The organism is Paraburkholderia sp. UCT70, from assembly GCF_050434085.1.
GTDB classification, from domain to species: domain Bacteria; phylum Pseudomonadota; class Gammaproteobacteria; order Burkholderiales; family Burkholderiaceae; genus Paraburkholderia; species Paraburkholderia tuberum.
In genome coordinates, this window is sequence record NZ_JBNPVZ010000001.1 from 61,049 (window position 1) to 77,346 (window position 16,298).

18 protein-coding genes and 1 pseudogene are annotated in these 16,298 nt (G+C 61.1%); 4 read left to right on the forward strand and 15 right to left on the reverse strand.

Going from position 1 to position 16,298, the window contains the following annotated elements:
- Positions 1-257: 257 nt before the first annotated feature.
- The 4 genes from OKW41_RS00285 to OKW41_RS00300 all read left to right on the forward strand — a co-directional run bounded on the left by OKW41_RS00285 (position 258) and on the right by OKW41_RS00300 (position 4,111).
- A complete protein-coding gene (locus OKW41_RS00285; protein ID WP_429450564.1) occupies positions 258-797 on the forward strand; it encodes a polysaccharide deacetylase family protein in 540 nt (179 codons plus the stop codon).
- Positions 775-1,992, forward strand: a complete 1,218-nt coding sequence (nodC, locus tag OKW41_RS00290; protein ID WP_429571151.1) for a chitooligosaccharide synthase NodC — start codon at positions 775-777, stop codon at positions 1,990-1,992. The genes OKW41_RS00285 and nodC overlap by 23 nt, the downstream gene beginning before the upstream one ends.
- A 412-nt stretch (positions 1,993-2,404) precedes the next feature.
- Complete coding sequence (gene nodI, locus OKW41_RS00295; RefSeq protein ID WP_429571152.1) at positions 2,405-3,319, forward strand: nodulation factor ABC transporter ATP-binding protein NodI; 915 nt, start codon at positions 2,405-2,407, stop codon at positions 3,317-3,319.
- Positions 3,320-3,322: 3 nt separating this feature from the next.
- Complete coding sequence (locus OKW41_RS00300) at positions 3,323-4,111, forward strand: ABC transporter permease (RefSeq protein ID WP_429571153.1); 789 nt, start codon at positions 3,323-3,325, stop codon at positions 4,109-4,111.
- Between the two features lie 47 nt (positions 4,112-4,158).
- On the opposite strand, the gene OKW41_RS00305 is transcribed toward OKW41_RS00300, so the two are convergent.
- The 15 genes and pseudogenes from OKW41_RS00305 to nifH all read right to left on the reverse strand — a co-directional run bounded on the left by OKW41_RS00305 (position 4,159) and on the right by nifH (position 15,937).
- Positions 4,159-4,443: a hypothetical protein gene (locus OKW41_RS00305; RefSeq protein WP_429571154.1), complete on the reverse strand. Its 285-nt coding sequence runs from the start codon at positions 4,441-4,443 to the stop codon at positions 4,159-4,161.
- A 79-nt stretch (positions 4,444-4,522) separates the two neighbouring features.
- A complete protein-coding gene (locus OKW41_RS00310; RefSeq protein WP_429571155.1) occupies positions 4,523-5,026 on the reverse strand; it encodes a hypothetical protein in 504 nt (167 codons plus the stop codon).
- 53 nt (positions 5,027-5,079) lie between these two features.
- Complete coding sequence (locus OKW41_RS00315; protein ID WP_429571156.1) at positions 5,080-5,583, reverse strand: hypothetical protein; 504 nt, start codon at positions 5,581-5,583, stop codon at positions 5,080-5,082.
- Positions 5,584-5,880: 297 nt separating this feature from the next.
- Positions 5,881-6,441, reverse strand: coding sequence for a nitrogen fixation protein NifQ (locus OKW41_RS00320; RefSeq protein WP_429571157.1), 561 nt, complete (start codon positions 6,439-6,441; stop codon positions 5,881-5,883).
- 11 nt (positions 6,442-6,452) lie between these two features.
- The gene (fdxB, locus tag OKW41_RS00325; protein ID WP_429571158.1) at positions 6,453-6,764 is read right to left on the reverse strand and encodes a ferredoxin III, nif-specific; all 312 of its coding nucleotides are present in this window, start codon (positions 6,762-6,764) and stop codon (positions 6,453-6,455) included.
- Positions 6,765-6,789: 25 nt separating this feature from the next.
- Positions 6,790-6,990, reverse strand: a complete 201-nt coding sequence (locus OKW41_RS00330; RefSeq protein ID WP_429571159.1) for a CCE_0567 family metalloprotein — start codon at positions 6,988-6,990, stop codon at positions 6,790-6,792.
- 24 nt (positions 6,991-7,014) lie between these two features.
- A complete protein-coding gene (locus OKW41_RS00335; RefSeq protein WP_429450575.1) occupies positions 7,015-7,500 on the reverse strand; it encodes a NifX-associated nitrogen fixation protein in 486 nt (161 codons plus the stop codon).
- Positions 7,493-7,906, reverse strand: coding sequence for a nitrogen fixation protein NifX (gene nifX, locus OKW41_RS00340; protein ID WP_184010354.1), 414 nt, complete (start codon positions 7,904-7,906; stop codon positions 7,493-7,495). The genes OKW41_RS00335 and nifX overlap by 8 nt, the downstream gene beginning before the upstream one ends.
- A gap of 22 nt (positions 7,907-7,928) precedes the next feature.
- Entirely contained in the window at positions 7,929-9,320 is a 1,392-nt protein-coding gene (gene nifN / locus OKW41_RS00345) for a nitrogenase iron-molybdenum cofactor biosynthesis protein NifN (RefSeq protein WP_429571160.1), read from the reverse strand.
- A 50-nt stretch (positions 9,321-9,370) separates the two neighbouring features.
- Complete coding sequence (nifE, locus tag OKW41_RS00350) at positions 9,371-10,888, reverse strand: nitrogenase iron-molybdenum cofactor biosynthesis protein NifE (RefSeq protein WP_429571161.1); 1,518 nt, start codon at positions 10,886-10,888, stop codon at positions 9,371-9,373.
- 169 nt (positions 10,889-11,057) lie between these two features.
- Positions 11,058-11,408: a hypothetical protein gene (locus OKW41_RS00355; protein WP_429571162.1), complete on the reverse strand. Its 351-nt coding sequence runs from the start codon at positions 11,406-11,408 to the stop codon at positions 11,058-11,060.
- 78 nt (positions 11,409-11,486) lie between these two features.
- Positions 11,487-11,836: pseudogene (locus OKW41_RS00360) on the reverse strand (hypothetical protein).
- Positions 11,837-11,852: 16 nt separating this feature from the next.
- Positions 11,853-13,412, reverse strand: a complete 1,560-nt coding sequence (gene nifK, locus OKW41_RS00365) for a nitrogenase molybdenum-iron protein subunit beta (protein ID WP_429571163.1) — start codon at positions 13,410-13,412, stop codon at positions 11,853-11,855.
- 74 nt (positions 13,413-13,486) lie between these two features.
- Positions 13,487-14,950: a nitrogenase molybdenum-iron protein alpha chain gene (gene nifD / locus OKW41_RS00370; RefSeq protein WP_429571164.1), complete on the reverse strand. Its 1,464-nt coding sequence runs from the start codon at positions 14,948-14,950 to the stop codon at positions 13,487-13,489.
- Positions 14,951-15,055: 105 nt separating this feature from the next.
- The gene (nifH, locus tag OKW41_RS00375) at positions 15,056-15,937 is read right to left on the reverse strand and encodes a nitrogenase iron protein (RefSeq protein ID WP_018423167.1); all 882 of its coding nucleotides are present in this window, start codon (positions 15,935-15,937) and stop codon (positions 15,056-15,058) included.
- Positions 15,938-16,298 lie beyond the last annotated feature (361 nt).

A 16,298-nucleotide genomic window follows, 5' to 3' on the forward strand; every position in this document is an offset into this window, starting at 1 on the left:
TACAAATCAATTTTTGTGTTGCACAGTGAAGCCTATCGTTGCGGAAATGGAAATCGAAGTTGATTGATCGAATACTTCAAATTTGTAAGTAGTACGACAATGTTTAGACGTGTCTTCATGATGACCATACTTTTAGATGTATCTCTCGACGCGCCACCTAAGCTTACCGGAACCGTGCCCGTCGTAGCCTTTCGGTTGGGACTATCGACCGTGGAGCGGCCTACTGGCTCGATAATTGAACGAAACGGTCCAGATCTGTGAAGGTTTTCGATTGCGTATCCGAGGCGCGCGACGAGTGCCACGATCGCGCCGGATGTCACGACGTCTACTTAACCTTTGACGACAGTATCAATTCCTTTTTCATACCGAATTTTCTCGATTTATTCGGGCCATTCCGGGTTCCAGCAACATTCTGCGTTATCGGCGCGTACGCAGCGGACCAGCCGAAGCTGATCCGACGGATGATCGCGGACGGGCACGAGGTCGCAAACCACACGATGACTCGTCCGGACCTGTCCAGATGCGAACCCACCGAAGTACAACAGGAAATACTAACGGCAAGCAGGGTCATCAGGATGGCGAGCCCGCATGCTTCGCTGCGGTATATGCGTGCCCCGTATGGCATGTGGACCGAAGCAGTGCTCACTACGTCAGCGAGCGCTGGTCGGCGCGAGCAGACCCTCATGGCGCTTTCCCTCATGATTCCAGCATTGCATGACCGGGGGTTTGCAATCCGATCGCTTCCTCAACCTCACCGGACGAACCAGATACCCTATGAACATGCTTGCCGCAACTAGCACTGTCGCTGTCTCGTTTTATGCGCTGCTTTCGACTGTCTATAAAAGCACGCAGGCGCTTTATGCTCAGCCGACAAACGTGTCATCGCTGTCGGACGGCCTGGTCGACTCCGACACTCTGCCGGGCGTGGATGTCATCGTTCCCTGCTTCAACGAGGACCCACCCACGCTCTCGGCATGCCTGGAGTCCATCGCAAACCAGGACTACGCCGGAAAACTGCGCGTCTATGTGGTTGATGATGGTTCTGCGAATCTCGACGCCGTGAGGTCGGTATACGATGCATACACGCGCGACCCGAGATTCAACTTCATTACGCTTCCCCAAAATATGGGAAAGCGCAAGGCACAGATCGCCGCGATACGCTCCTCATCCGGGGAACTTGTACTCAACGTCGACTCGGACACGACGCTGGCGCCCGATGTCGTCAAGAAGCTCGTATTGACAATGCGAGACGCGACGATAGGCGCCGCCATGGGGCAGTTGACGGCCAGCAACCGCAGCGACACCTGGTTGACCCGTCTGATCGATATGGAGTACTGGCTGGCATGCAACGAAGAACGCGCCGCACAGGCTCGCTTCGGCGCTGTTATGTGTTGCTGCGGTCCATGTGCTATGTACCGCCGGTCCGCGCTCCTTTTGCTGCTAGATCAGTACGAGACGCAATTTTTTCGCGGGAAGCCGAGCGACTTCGGCGAGGACCGTCATCTGACGATTCTCATGCTGACGGCAGGTTATCGGACCGTGTACGTTCACGACGCCATTGCGGCGACAGTCGTTCCAGACAGACTGGGGGCGTATCTGCGCCAACAACTGCGCTGGGCGCGCAGTACGTATCGGGACACGTTCCTTTCGCTGCGCCTGCTGCCCTGTCTCGATCGTTACCTTACGCTGGACGTGGTCGGACACAATCTGGGCTCGCTATTTCTCGGCTTATCGCTTCTAGCGGGTCTCGCGCAGCTCGCATTGACAGCGACAGTGCCGTGGTGGACTGCCCTGATAATCGCATCATCGACCATGATCCGCTGTAGCGTGGCATCGGTTCGCGCTCGCCAGGTTCGATTTCTTGGCTTTTCTCTTCACACACCCATTAACCTCTTTCTCTTGCTCCCCCTGAAAGTCTATGCGCTGTGTACATTGAGCAATAGCGATTGGCTGGTCCCGTGGCTCTGCGGGCAACGTATCGAACGTTCATGAAAAACAGGTCGATACTCCGGATCCGGTTACAAAGCCGAACGTGACTTCAGCGTCAAGAGCTGCAACTCCGCACCGTCGACCGGATCACGCGTGTGAGTCTTCAACATTAGCAACGTCTGACGAAGCATTCGATGGCAATTAGTTAATTGTACATAGGATCTCGAATATTGCGCCAACCCAGAACCGCCCACCATCGGCAGGGTCCGCTTGAGTGCGATCGTCTCACGCAAAGGCTCGATTGTCGCCTTCCCAACGCGAGTGCATTCACCGAAATCCTGGTACTCCATTGTCAGCAACTCTCCCACATGGCAGGCAAGGATGTTCTATCGACCAGTGCGTTTTCAATAGGGCCGCGGCAGCAGAACGGCTTCTTTTTCTCTAAGACGAGTGCGTAATTTCCCTTCTTATCTCCATGTCCAAAGCAGCAATCAGCTTCGCCGGCGTAAGTAAGTCATATGGCGACAAGATCGTAGTCGACGGATTGTCGTTCAGCGTCGCGCCTGGAGAGTGCTTCGGTCTGCTAGGGCCAAATGGCGCGGGCAAGAGCACGACGGTGCGTATGGTTCTCGGCATGGCGCCGCCCGACGCAGGCAAGATCATCGTGCTCGGGGAGCCAGTGCCGGCGCGCGCTCGCTCGGCACGTATGAGCATTGGCGTGGTGCCGCAATTCGACAACCTCGAGCCTGGGTTCACCGTGCGCGAGAACCTTCTGGTGTTTGGGCGCTACTTCGGCATGAGCACACGTGAAATTGAAGCGGTCGTGCCGTCGCTGCTCGAATTTGCCCGCCTCGAAAGCAAGGTCGATGCGCGCGTCACCGAACTATCCGGTGGCATGAAGCGGCGGCTGATGCTGGCACGCGCGCTGATCAACGATCCACAGTTGTTGGTCATGGACGAGCCTACAACAGGTCTCGACCCGCATGCGCGCCACCTGATCTGGGAACGCCTGCGTTCCCTGTTGGCGCGCGGCAAGACGATCCTCTTGACCACCCATTTCATGGAAGAGGCCGAGCGGTTGTGCGACCGACTGTGTGTGCTGGCGGAGGGGCGAAAGATCGCCGAAGGCGGGCCTCGCGCGCTGATCACAGAACAGATCGGGAGCCACGTGGTCGAGATCCACGGCGGCAATCCGCATGAGCTGCGCACGTTGATCGCGCCGCACGCGCAGCGTATCGAGGTCAGTGGTGAGACACTCTTTTGCTATGTGTCCGATCCGGAACGGGTGTGCGTACAGTTGCGCGGTCGCGCGGCGCTGCGCCTTTTACAGCGTCCCGCAAATCTCGAGGATGTCTTTTTGCAGTTAACCGGGCGCGGGATGAAGGAGTGAACGATGAGAGAGTTTTATGCAGCGGCCCTGCCCGCGAACGTGTGGAACTGGGTTGCAGTGTGGCGCCACAACTATCTGGCATGGAAAAAAGTCGCGTTTGCCTCGATTCTCGGTAACCTTGCCGATCCTATGATTTATCTGTTCGGCCTCGGCTTTGGTTTCGGGATAATGGTAGGTCGCGTCGATGGCGCATCTTATATCGCGTTTCTCGCGGCGGGCATGGTCGCCACGAGCGCGATGACCTCCGCGACCTTCGAAACGATTTACGCAGCTTTCTCTCGCATGCATGTTCAGCGCATGTGGGAAGCGATCCTGTGTACACAGCTCACGCTCGGCGATATCGTTCTCGGTGAACTGGCATGGGCCGCCACTAAGGCCTTTTTTGCCGGCATCGCCGTCATGGTGGTAGCCACCGTGCTGGGTTATTCAGCGTGGTCATCCATTCTCTACGCATCGCCTGCCATCGCCCTGACTGGCCTCGCCTTCGCGAGTCTGGCGATGATCCTCGCGGCGCTTGCACCCAGTCACGATTACTTCGTCTTCTATCAAACGCTCGTTCTCACGCCCATGGTGCTCCTGAGCGGCGTGATCTTCCCGATCAGTAAGCTACCTGCCGTTTTTTGCGACGTAGCGCGCTTCTTACCGCTCGCACATTCCGTCGACCTTATCCGTCCCGCTATGCTCGGACGCCCGGTGGGCAGTGTTGCCCTGCATATTGGGGCTCTCTGCATCTGCACGGTGTTGCCGTTCTTCCTGTCGGTGGCGCTGTTACGTCGACGCCTCATGTCTTAATGCCAGCTATGGCTTGTACGAGTGACCAGGAAAAACACCATGTCGTATCAACGCGAACGCTTCGTGCATCCGCGCACGCGCCTCATCCGCCGACGGTATCCCCACAGCCCGATATAGCACCGGAAACGAGTCGCGATGTAGGCAAACAGCAGCGTCAGCGCGCTGCTGATCGCGTACGACCTGTAGTGATGGTCGGCGAGCCACACCTCGTGGTAGCCGAACGTTTGGGCGGCCGGCGCATTACGCACGGATTGCGTCAGCGCATCGCGCGCGTCGCCGTCGGGGTTCTCGACGTTGAGGAAAAGGCCGTAGCGTTGTGCGGAATCCGACATGGCAGACCCTCTCGTGGAATGGCCACGTCAAAGTCAAGTTTTGCGCCCACATCTCGCGGTACGTAAAGTCATGACGACGTCAGCCATGCCTCAGGCAGAAGCGCGACGCTGCGACCACGCCGCGCGGCTGGGCAGGCCGAGCCCGCAACACGCCCGCGATGAAGCTCGTCACGCTCGACGAACGCAAAGCGGACCACGGCGCGCGGTGACGCGCGCACAACCGCCGCAGCGCGACCAGCGAGTCCGGGTCGATCAGATCCAGTGGGCACAGCACCCGGTAGGCGCCCGACAGCAAAGCCTCGAAGCTTTCGGCGCGGCTATCGTCGTCGATGGTCCCGGTGTGATGAACGAACTCGCCTCCGGCCGCCTCCACCAGCGCACGCAGCGCGGCGTTGATGCTTGGCCGCCCGCCCACATAAACCCATCGACGCCCGCTCAATGCGCGCGTCAATGCGCGGTCGTCGAGCAGCGAATGCTCAACCGCGAACAACTCGTGCTCCAGGCTCGCGACATGTGCCCGCGCGCGCTCCAGCGACAGGCTCGCACTGCTGTCAGGAAGGCATGTGCCGCGGTTCTGATTCATGACGGGCTGCGCCTCGGATCGCGCCGTTCCGGCAACGGCCGGCGGCATGGGTCTCATGGCGAGCGCCTCGTGGCATGGCCCGCAAGCCGTTCGCCCGCTGCCGGAGTGAGAAACCAACTACGCACCGTGTCGTACGTGTAGCGCGTCCGGCCGGCATGACGCGCGTGCGGCGCCAGCCGATGCTCGGACAGCGGCTTCGCCCAGCCCCAGAAGTCGGCGCGCAGCGCGGGCGGGAAACCGACGTCGTCGAACGCGTACCAAAGTTGAACCAGCCAGGGTTCGCGGCCCTCTTCGTCAAGCAGCAACGGCGGCCTGGAGCCTGCCTGCAGATGTGCATGCCGCTCGTCGTAATACAGCAGCCCGCCGCAGGACTCGACCACGAAGTCGGCCACCCGCGACGCGACACAATCGAAGCGGTGACCGACGCGTGCAAACAGCAGCATAAGCCTGAGCCGCTGCAAGTGGCACAGCGCCAGATCGCGCAACCCCGCTTCGTCGCAGATCGCGAGTAGCCGGCGCGGCGGTTGCGGCAGCGCGGGCACGCAGGCGGGCGGCAATGCCCGGGCGCGCGGCCCTTGCTGCTGCGACTCCGCAACGGGCCATTGCAGCGTCAGGTAGCAAGCCCGGGTGCAGGGTGTACAGCGAGGGCGGGGCTCCGGGGACGCAGCAGATTGGAACGAATCCATAGGTGCGTAAGGTTTGTGGTTCGATTTCTCGGGTGAATGCCTGAATAGATAACGATGAGCACGCTTAAGCAAGTCCCGTGCCTTCTCACTGTGAATCTACCGAAGAAGCCTGGCAATGCGGACCGGCGACGGACCTGCTCAACGGGGGAGCGGGCCGGGCATTTTTGCCTACTCCGCTTCAAAGCAAAGCGCATGGTCCGAACAGACACCACAACTCGGCGCCTTGCAGATGAACAGGCCCTCGCGCTCGCACAGTTGCTTGTAGAAGAACTTCTTCCACTTCATGTCATGCGTATTCTTCGCGGCCAGCCGCGGAAACCAGTGGCTGATCAATGCGGACAACTCGCACCGCGACGGCAGAAGCAGGTCTTGCCAAAGGTGGTTTTGCCCGAGGCTCGCGCAGGCCAATGCATGGGCCACGCAGTTCGCCTCGTCTGCCGGGCCGGCGCGCGGATCGGCATGATGATTGAGCAACGCCACCAGGTCTTCCAGTTCGTCGTCACGCGGCATCGTGGCGGGCGACAAGACGCACGTAAGACCGAGCGCCGGCCCGGCACCCGGGAACCAGCGCGCGAGCATTCGGCGCGTCTGGTCGGCGTCCAGTCCGGGCATCGGCAGCACATCGACGCCGTGGTGCTCGATCCCGCTCGACAGCACGCCGGCCAGTGCCAGCACGGTGGGATCGCCCGCATCCACCGCGCACGCCATCAGGGTTGCATAGGCGTCCATCGCGGCATCGCTCAGAGAGCGGCCGCCGCATGCGTGTAGCACTTTTTCGGGCAGATCTTCGCGCACGCGGTGCAGCCGACGCACAGTTCCCGATGCACGATAATCATCACCTTCTTCTCGTACTCGTCGTCGTCTTCGTCTTCGTCCCCGTCCAGTGCGACGTGCGCGCCGTCCTCGTTAAGCCCGACGAGTTGCAGCACGCCACGCGGACAGACACGGAAACAACGTCCGCAACCAATGCATTTTTCTTCGTCGAGCCTGTTGACGAAGGTCGGCGTCCAGGTGGCGCCGCTCGGCAGCGTAACGCTGAAGGTATCGCTCATGACGTGGCTCCATGGCTTCGCTGGTTCAGACCGCTGGCGCAGCGGCAGCCTTGCGGGCTGCCATCAGCGCGGCGTGGGCGTCATGGCAGCGCTGGGCGACAGCGAGAATGTTCTCCCAGTTGGTCGGGAGTTCCTCTGAGAGGTCGTGCAGGTCCAACTTCGCCCGGGTCGCTTGCGCGTTGAGTTTCTTCAGGTGCGCCTTGAGTTCATCGGCATCGGTGCTCATCGTCTCGGTCCCCTCACGATTTCTTCACGCGCCGTACTGTGCGACGGCGGGGTACATCCGGATCACCTCGACCGCTTCGTCGAGAAGCTTTGCGCCCGCCTCGGCGAGCTTCTCCAGCGAAGCGAAGCCGAACCGGTGTACGTCTCGCAACTGCTTGTTGACGACAACGAGCCGCCCCGCGAGCAACACCATGCGGCCGAAGCCCTCGTGGCTCATCTTCATCATCGGCGAAACCATTTGGCCGGTCTCACGCTCGATCGCCACCGCAATCGCGCTATAGAAAAGCTCGAGCCGCCACAGCGTTTCGGGGTCGGGATCGCCCATGATCGGAATCGCGCGGCGTTCCTCCGGCGTGTGGATGTACGGCTTGAGCAGTTGCAGGTCGGTCTTTCCGTCCCACACGCCGTGGGTGTCCTGCGCGCGCAACTGCCTGACGAGCTGCTGCACGAACGGTGCGACCAGCAGCATTTCGTCGCTGGCCTTGGACGGAATTGCGGATGATTCAGCCATGGGATACCTCATCGTCTTCAAAGTCGTATACACGTTCGCCACCCTTCGCCAGCGCCTTGCGCAGCCACGGCGGCGGCGTGCCCTTCAGCACCTGTTGCAACTTGCCGAGAATCTCCTCGATGGACTCGGGCCGCGGCACCTTGATCGGGTGAATCTTCAGCGCAACCACTCGAGCCGCGGCCGAGCCGCCGATTGCGGCGACGTACAGGATCGCGCAATCCTTGACGGCTTCCAGCTTGGGCGCGACCTTATCCTCGTCGCCGTCCTCTTCGAGCTTGCCACCAAAGTCGAACGCCTCGACGAACTGGTAGCCGTCCGGTGTGACGTTGTAGGTGACGATGCTCCTCGCCCAGCCAAAATGCGCATCGACGAACTGCCTGTCCTGGGTGGCGAACGCGATCTTCATGCTGTGTGCTCCTTTAGGTGGGTCAAGCACCGGCCGCGACGACAGGAATGCTCGCTTCCCGCGCCGGATCGCGCGCGGCCAGATCGATAGCGGCCTGCGGCAGCGGCCAGTCGCCCGGATCGTGATGCGGAATCTGCTCGATCATCAGGTTGGCGATCTCAAAGATCAGGTTCATCGTGCCGCGGTAGCCGACGTAGCGTCGATGTGCGTTTCCAACCCGGTCGAAGACCGGAAAACCGATCCGGAAGAGCGGCTTTTGCAGGTGCTCGGCCATCTGCCTGCCGTGCGAATGGGTGATCAGCAGGTCGCAGTCCGCCGCGGCGCGCTCCATGTCTTCGAGATCGCCGATCACGACCTGATCAGCGGGCAGCAACGCGTGCGCGGGCGATCGCGTCGTGCTGATGCAGCAGCGCAACTGCGCGCCCATCTCGTGCAGCATGCTGCCGACCGCGAACAGCAGATCGGGCTCTGCGCCGATCGCGACCTTGATGCCTCCAGTGTAGAAATGGCCATCTAGCATCGCATCGAGCAATTGGCTGCGCTGACGCCGGTATTTCGCGGGGACGGGTCGTCCGGAGCGCTGCGCGAGCAATTGCAGCAGACGATCGTTGGGTTCCAGTCCGGTGAGCCGCCCGAACACTTCGAACGGTGTGCCGGCGATAGCATGCAATGCCTCCGCGCCGTCGCGCGTCTGCTCGCCCACGCCGATCGTAAATGCCGATGCACCAGCGGCCCGGATCTCCGCGAGCGTGGTACCGCCCAGTGTGGTGCCGCGCCAGTCCGGCGCGATATGGCCGTCGAGCGAGCCGGAAATGTCGGGCAGCACGATGACATCGAAGCCGAACGCTTCTATGATCTCGCGCAGTTCGTCGATGTCGCCAGGCGACAGATGGCTGCCGGGCAGCAGCGTCACCTGATTGGCCACCGTTGGCAACGCCTTGACCAGCGCGTTGACGATGCCGGTAATCGCATGCCGGTAGCCGTCTTCGAATGCGCCGACATAGTCGGGGGTCGACACATAGACGATCTCAGTGTCGTTGAGTTCGGGCTTGCGCTTGCGCACGGTAACGAGATAGCCGTCCACGTCGTCGCCTTCGGTCTCGGTGAGACCTGTTGAACAGATCGCGATGACCTTCGGCGCAGCGCGCTTGCGGATGTTGAGCAGCGCGGCCTCGATGTTCTCGTAGCCGCCGAGCACCGCGGTGACTTCGTCCATGGCTGTCGTCTGCAGCGGGATCGCCTCCCTGAAGTGGCGCACCAGCAGCACGAGGCCGAACGACGTGCAGCCCTGCGAGCCGTGCATCACGGGCATGCAGGCATCGAGCCCAAGGAACGCGAGGCTCGCGCCCAGCGGCTGGCTCATCTTGAGCGGATTGACCGCACAGGCTTTCATAGATTCGACGACATCGGCCATGGCATTTTCTCGAGTTCGGGGGCGTCAGGTCGGTATACCGGGTTCGAGGCTCATCGCCCCCACCCCGGGGCGCTCGACGGCGGGCGCGCGGCTTGCGCTTGGACCACACCGAGCGCTCCTCCGTGCGCGGCGCTCGACAGCGGGCGGGCGGCTTGCGCTTGGACCACACCGAGCGCTCCCCCGTCGTCGCCCCACGGAGCAGGGATCCGCACCTGTTGCCACACCGGGTTGTAGATCGCGCGGTCGATCTCATGCACCAGCTCGACGATCCCCTCGTAGCCGCCATAAGGGTGGTGGCGTTCCTGATTGATGTCGAGCCACGGTATGCGGGCCTTCAGTGCGACGAACTGTGAGCGGCCACCCGACAGCATGATGTCGGCCCGCGCGTCCCTGAGCATCGCGTACATCTCGCGCGGCGTCATACCGTCGATCATGTGGGCGTCGTCGCCCATGATCTCCCTGATCTTGTCCTTGTCTTCCTTAGTGCTCTTCTTGACGCTGGTGCCGACGATTTCGAGCCCTGCTTCCTGCAGCGCGGAAACCACCGACCAAGACTTCACGCCACCTGTGATGAGCAACACCCGCTTGCCGGTAAGGCGCGCTTTGTAGTGCGCGATGCGCTCCCACGCACGCGCTTCCTCGGCGGCGATCAGGCGCTCGGTCCGCTCGAGCAGATCGTCCGGCGCACCCTGCTGCACGAGCAGGCTGGCGATATGGCGCAGCGTGTCGCTCATGTCGCCGATTCCATAGAACGAGCCCTCGAAGTAAGGGATGCCGTAGCGTCGCTGCATCTTTGTCGCGATGTTGATCATCGACTTCGAGCAGACCATCATGTTGACCTTGGCGCGATGCGAACTTGCGATCTCGTTGTAGCGCCCGTCGCCGGAGATGCACGAGAGGATACGGATGCCTAGCGCGTCGAGCAGCGGCTTGGTCTGCCAGAGTTCGCCCGACAGGTTGTATTCGCCAATGACGTTGATGTCATACGGCGTCGTGTACTCGGGCTCGCGCGTGCCGATCACATAGTTGAGGATCGCCTCGCCGCCAAGCTTGTTGCCCAGATTCTTCGGCCCGGCGAAACCGGGGGAAATGACCGGAATCACCGGCTTGCCAAATTGTTCGGTGGCGCGCTTGCAGACCGCCTCGATGTCGTCGCCGATCAGCGCAGTGACGCAGGTCTGGTAGACGAACACTGCGGGCGGATCGTATTTCTCGATGATTTCGCGCACGCTCCTGAACAGGCGCTTCTCGCCGCCGTACACCACGTCGAGTTCGTTGATATCGGTGGTGAAGCCGGTGCGATAGAGTTGCGAACCGGATGAAGCGGCGTGCCGGTTGTCCCACGAGTTACCTTCACAGGCAATCGGCCCGTGCACGAGGTGTGCGACGTCCACCACCGGCTGCAAAGCGATCTTCGCGCCGTCGAACGCGCACCCGCCTGCGGCCGAACCCGGCGAAAGCTGCTTCGTGCAGCCCCTTTTGCGTTCCTTCTCGCTCTTGCCTTGATTCTTGTCGCAACCCGGCTCGTCGAAAACTTCGGCGATTTGGGCATTGAGCGAAGCAGACATGACGTGCTCCTGATGGATGAACGTTTCTCTAGTGGCAAGTTCCATCCCACCGGGAAACGCCTTGAAAACGTGCCAATTGGCGCTGAAGCAGTCGCTCGCGCGCATCGCAATGGCGGGTTCGAACGGTTTGCGACAGACGGTTCGCGACACAGAAAACGACAACACACGTTCACTGCCTGCCTTGCCGTTCCGTATGGAGCAGGACCCGTGCGATCGCATTCGCGCGCGCCTCCAGCAACGCATCCGGCCCCAAGGGTTCGCGAACCGCCAGGTAAGCAGTCAGCGCGCGGCGCATCCGTGGAGCTTTCGCGTATTCCCACCGCACAGATCGACAGGTACTCTGCCCGTCCGTTCGCATCGGAAACGTGGTCGACAACGCGAGCAGTTCGCGCGGCGTTACCTCGTCCTTGATCTCCGCGAGGCTCAACGGGTCGGACGCCGCCACCTCGCGCTCAAAGTCGTCGTGGGCGAACCGCGCACTCAGCGGCCCTGAGTCAGACTGCTCGACTACATAGATCATGCCCCGCTCCCTCGCTTAGGTTCGTCACGCAGGCTAGCTACAAACCAGCGCAGCAATTTTGTTTTCAGCGGTGCCCCGCTACTCGACACCCTCCGCCGCAATCTTCGCCCACACCGCACGAGGTAACCGCGGCGCGATGCCCGCCGGGCTCGCGTCGAACTGCCGCCGAGCCGCCGACATCGCACCCTGTGCAATCGCAATTCCTCGTGCGTCAATGGCAACCGGCCGGCCACATGCGCGGGCCCCCCGGGCAGCACTTGGGCGATCATCTGCCGGTTCGGGTGTTCGAGCAGCGGGACGAGGTGGTCGGCCTCGCCCACACCGGCCAGGCAAACCTAGCCGTTGATGACCTCGACGTTACGGCCGTCCTGCGTCATCTTGACCAGAACTGCATCTGCCGCGCCCGATGCATCTGCTGTGTCTGCCATGGCCGCGCTCTCCTCGTCAGCGAATGATGTCGTAGCTGTAGTCGGTCTTCGCCACGTCGATCGTGTTGGCGTCGAGCGCTTCGAAGAACTCGTCCAGCAGCGTGACCAGCACCCGCAACGCACCTTCATAGCCCCAGGTCGGGAAGCGATGGTAATGGTGGCGATCGAAGATCGGGAACACCATGCGTATCAGCGGCGTTTTGGTATCGCGCTCCAGATATTTGCCGTAGGTGTTTCCGATCAGGAAATCCACCGGCTCGGTAAACAGCAGTGAGCGCATGTGCCACAGATCGCGTTTCGGATACACCTTGCAGCCGGCGCCGTAGGGCGACGCGTCGAACAGCGCCTGCACCTTCGCAGCCCAGGTTTCGTTGCCGTTGGTCGCCAGCACGTGAGCCGGCTCGGCGCCGAGTTCCAGCAGGAACTGCGTGTAGCCCAGCATCTGGTCCGGGTCGCCGTAGAGTGCAAAGCGCTTGCCGTGCAGGTGAGCCTGGCTGTCGGCCATCGCATCGACGAGCTGGCCTCGCTCCTTCTCCAGTTGCGCCGGAATCGGCTTGCCGGTCACGCGCGAGATTTCCATCAGGAACTGATCGGTGCCCGCGACGCCAACCGGCGAGTTCAACACCACCACTTCCTGTCCATGCTCGCCAATGAACTTGCTGGTCTTCTCGCAGCAGTATTCCTGGAACACGAAGGTCGCCTTCGCGTTCAACGCGCGCTCGACTTCCTCCTTGGTCGTGCCGCCTTCGTACATCCGGAACTCACCGTCGGTCGGCGTATTCCACGTTTCGGATGGGTCGCAGATGATGTTCACCGTCACGCCGAACAGATCGAAGATGCGGCGAATTTCCTTCATGTTGCCGACCACGTAGCCGTCGAAGCCGCCGATGAAGTTGACGCTGTCGTCGGGCACGCGCTCAAGCGGCGTCGCTGTGCCGGCCTTGCCGTCCCAGAAGTGCTTGAGGATGCCGAGGAGCGCGTTGTCGTAGCCGGTCACGTGGCTGCCGACGAAGGCCGGCGTGTGCGCGAACGGCACGTCATAGTCCTCCGGCACGCTGCCCTTCTGCTTGCTGTTCTTGATGAGCGCGTCGAGGTCATCGCCGATCACTTCCGCCATGCAGGTCGTGGAGACCGCGATCATGTCGGGCTTGTACAGGTTGTACGCATTTGCGAGGCCGTCGATCATGTTGTTCATGCCGCCGAACACCGCCGCGTCCTCGGTCATCGACGAGCTGACGCACGAGGTCGGCTCCTTGAAGTGACGCGAGAAGTGCGAGCGGTAAAACGCTACACAGCCCTGCGAGCCATGCACAAAACTGAGCGTCTTGTGAAAGCCGTTGGCCACGTACACTGCGCCGAGCGGCTGGCAGGCCTTGGCCGGGTTGATGGTGAGCGAGTCGCGTGCAAAGTTCTTTTGCCGGTAGTCTTCGCTCTTGGTCCACTCGACGATCTCCTTGACCTGCTCGTCTGAATGGTTGAACTCGAAGTTTTCCTTTTTCGCGCGGAAAATTTTCTGGTACTCGGGCTCACGGAACAGGAGTTCCTGGTCGAGAATGTTGTCTGCAGATTGGGGCACGGGATGCTCCTGATATTCAATTCAATGGCCTGCCGGCCGGTGATCAGTCCGGTGATCGGTGCGGTGGCCGGCGCTTAGGGGGTTTTCTTCCAGGGTGCCTTGGCGAGCCCCCATACCGGGCTGGAAATGGCCATGTCCATGTCGCGCGCGAAGATGGCGTAGCCGTCGTAGCCGTGATATGGACCGGAATAGTCCCAGCTGTGCATCTGGCGAAACGGCACGCCCATTTTCTGGAACACGTACTTTTCCTTGATGCCGGAGCCGACCAGATCGGGCTGGACCTGTTCGACGAACCTCTCAAACTCGTAGCCGGTCACGTCGTCGTAAATCAGTGTGCCGTCCTTCACGTAGTGCGTGGTGCGCTGATAGTCGTCGTTGTGGCCGAATTCGTAGCCGGTGCCGACCACGTTCATGCCGAGGTCTTCGTAGGCGCCGATCACGTGGCGCGGACGCAGGCCGCCAACGAACAGCATCACGGTCTTATCCTGCAGGCGCGCTCTGAACTTCGCGTTCACCGCATCGACCAGGGGACGATACTTGGCGATCACTCTCTCCGCGTTGGCTTTGATGGTGTCGTCGAAGTGACTGGCGATCTCGCGCAGGCTCTTCTCGATCATCGACGGGCCGAAGAAGTTGTATTCCGCCCACGGAATGCAGTACTTCTCTTCCATGTGCCGGCTGATATAGTTCATCGAGCGGTAGCAATGCAGCAAATTGAGCTTGGCCTTGGGCGTATTCTCGAGCTCGGCGATCGAGCCGTCGCCCGACCATTGCGCGATCACGCGCAGGCCGATCTCTTCGAGCAGAATCCGGCTCGACCAGGCATCGCCTCCGATGTTGTAATCGCCGATGATCGCAACATCATAAGGCGTCGAAACAAATTCGGGCCGCTTGTCCGGATCGGCCTTGTCGAATATCCAGTCTCGAATCGCATCGTTAGCCAGATGGTGGCCCAGCGACTGGCTGACGCCGCGAAAACCTTCGCAGCGCACCGGCAAAATGGTGTGCCCTTCATACTGCGCACTCTTCTTCTTAGAGACCGCCTCGATGTCGTCGCCGATCAGGCCGATCGGGCATTCACTCTGGATCGAGATGCCCTTGTTCAGCGGAAACAGTTCCTGAATCTCGTCGATGATCTTGTCGAGCTTCTTGTCGCCGCCGAAGACGATGTCCTTTTCCTGGAAGTCCGACGTGAACTGCATCGTCACGAAGGTGTCGATACCGGTAGTGCCGATGTAGTAGTTGCGACGCGCGGCCCACGAGTACTGGCCGCAACCGACCGGACCATGACTGATGTGGATCATGTCCTTGATGGGCCCCCAGACCACGCCCTTCGAGCCGGCGTACGCGCAACCGCGAATCGTCATCACGCCCGGCAATGACTTGATGTTTGATTTCACGCCACAGTCGGGCTTGCCGTCCTCGAAGGTGCCCAAATGCTTGGCGCGCCGTTTGGCCATCTTCTCCGGATAGGCCTTCAGAACTTCATCGATCAGGGCCTTGTTCGCGGCCTTGCGCTCTTCAACAGTGACGCTCATGGGGGAATGCTCCATAGGGTGAGTATCAAGCCTGGCAGCGGGTAGCCGGCATGGCCCGGTTCATCGCGTGAAGAAGAACACCGGGCCGCGCGCGGCGGCGCTCGCTTAGGCGGTCAGTTCCGCTGCAGGCTTGCCGACTTGCGATTCGTCGATGGACGTCATGATTCCGTGCTCCATTAACAGGTCTTCCAGTTGATCCATCGTGATCGGCGTCGGGATCGTCCCGTTGCCCGCGTTGTTGTGCACCTTGGTGGCGAGCTGGCGATACTCTTCCGCCTGTTTGGATTCGGGCGCGAACTCGATCACCGTCATGCGGCGCAGCTCGGCGTGCTGCACGATGTTATCGCGCGGCACGAAGTGGATCAGCTTCGAACCGAGCATCTTCGCCAGCGCTTCGGCGAGTTCGAGTTCCTTGTCGGTCTGACGCTCGTTGCACACGAGCCCGCCGATCCGCACACCGCCGCTGTTCGCGTACTTCAGAATGCCCTTTGAAATGTTGTTGGCCGCATACATGGCCATCATTTCGCCGGACATCACAATGTAGATTTCCTGCGCCTTGTTCTCACGAATCGGCATTGCGAAACCGCCGCACACCACGTCGCCGAGCACGTCGTACGACACGTAGTCCACGCCGTCATAGGCGCCGTTTTCTTCGAGGAAGTTGATCGACGTGATGACGCCACGGCCCGCGCAGCCGACGCCCGGTTCCGGACCACCGGACTCCACGCAACGGATGTTGCGGTAACCGATCTTCATCACGTCCTCGAGTTCGAGGTCCTCCACCGAGCCGGCTTCGGCCGCTAGCGACAGGATGGTGTCCTGCGCCTTTGCATGCAGGATCAGGCGGGTAGAGTCCGCCTTGGGATCGCAGCCGACGATCAGGATTTTCTGCCCGAGTTCAGTCAGGGCTGCCAGGGTGTTCTGCGAGGTGGTCGACTTGCCGATACCGCCTTTACCGTAGAACGCGATTTGCCGAAGTTTAGACATTGCATTTCTCCATTCAGGAAGAAGGGTTGAAATCAGGGTTGCGTAACCGCGACCATGTCAGCCTGTCGTGCCTGTATGGGTCTTCTTATATCGAGTCACGCATCGGCCGGACCTGTGTCCGCGCTGGACTCCAAACGCAGCTTCTGTGCCACGTCACCAGCGGTACTGCGACGCGTCCGCCCCGCCGCGCTGCGGCGGTTGGTTCGGGACTTTTGCGGACTCCTCTTCTGTCTTGTCGATTTCGCGACAAACCACGCGAACTTCGTCGCCAATGAAACCATTCGGGCGCGTTTGTCGTGCGATTTCTGTCGCATCGGCCTGCGTGCAGCCGCACAATCGCCGGGTTGCGGCCTGGTTCGGT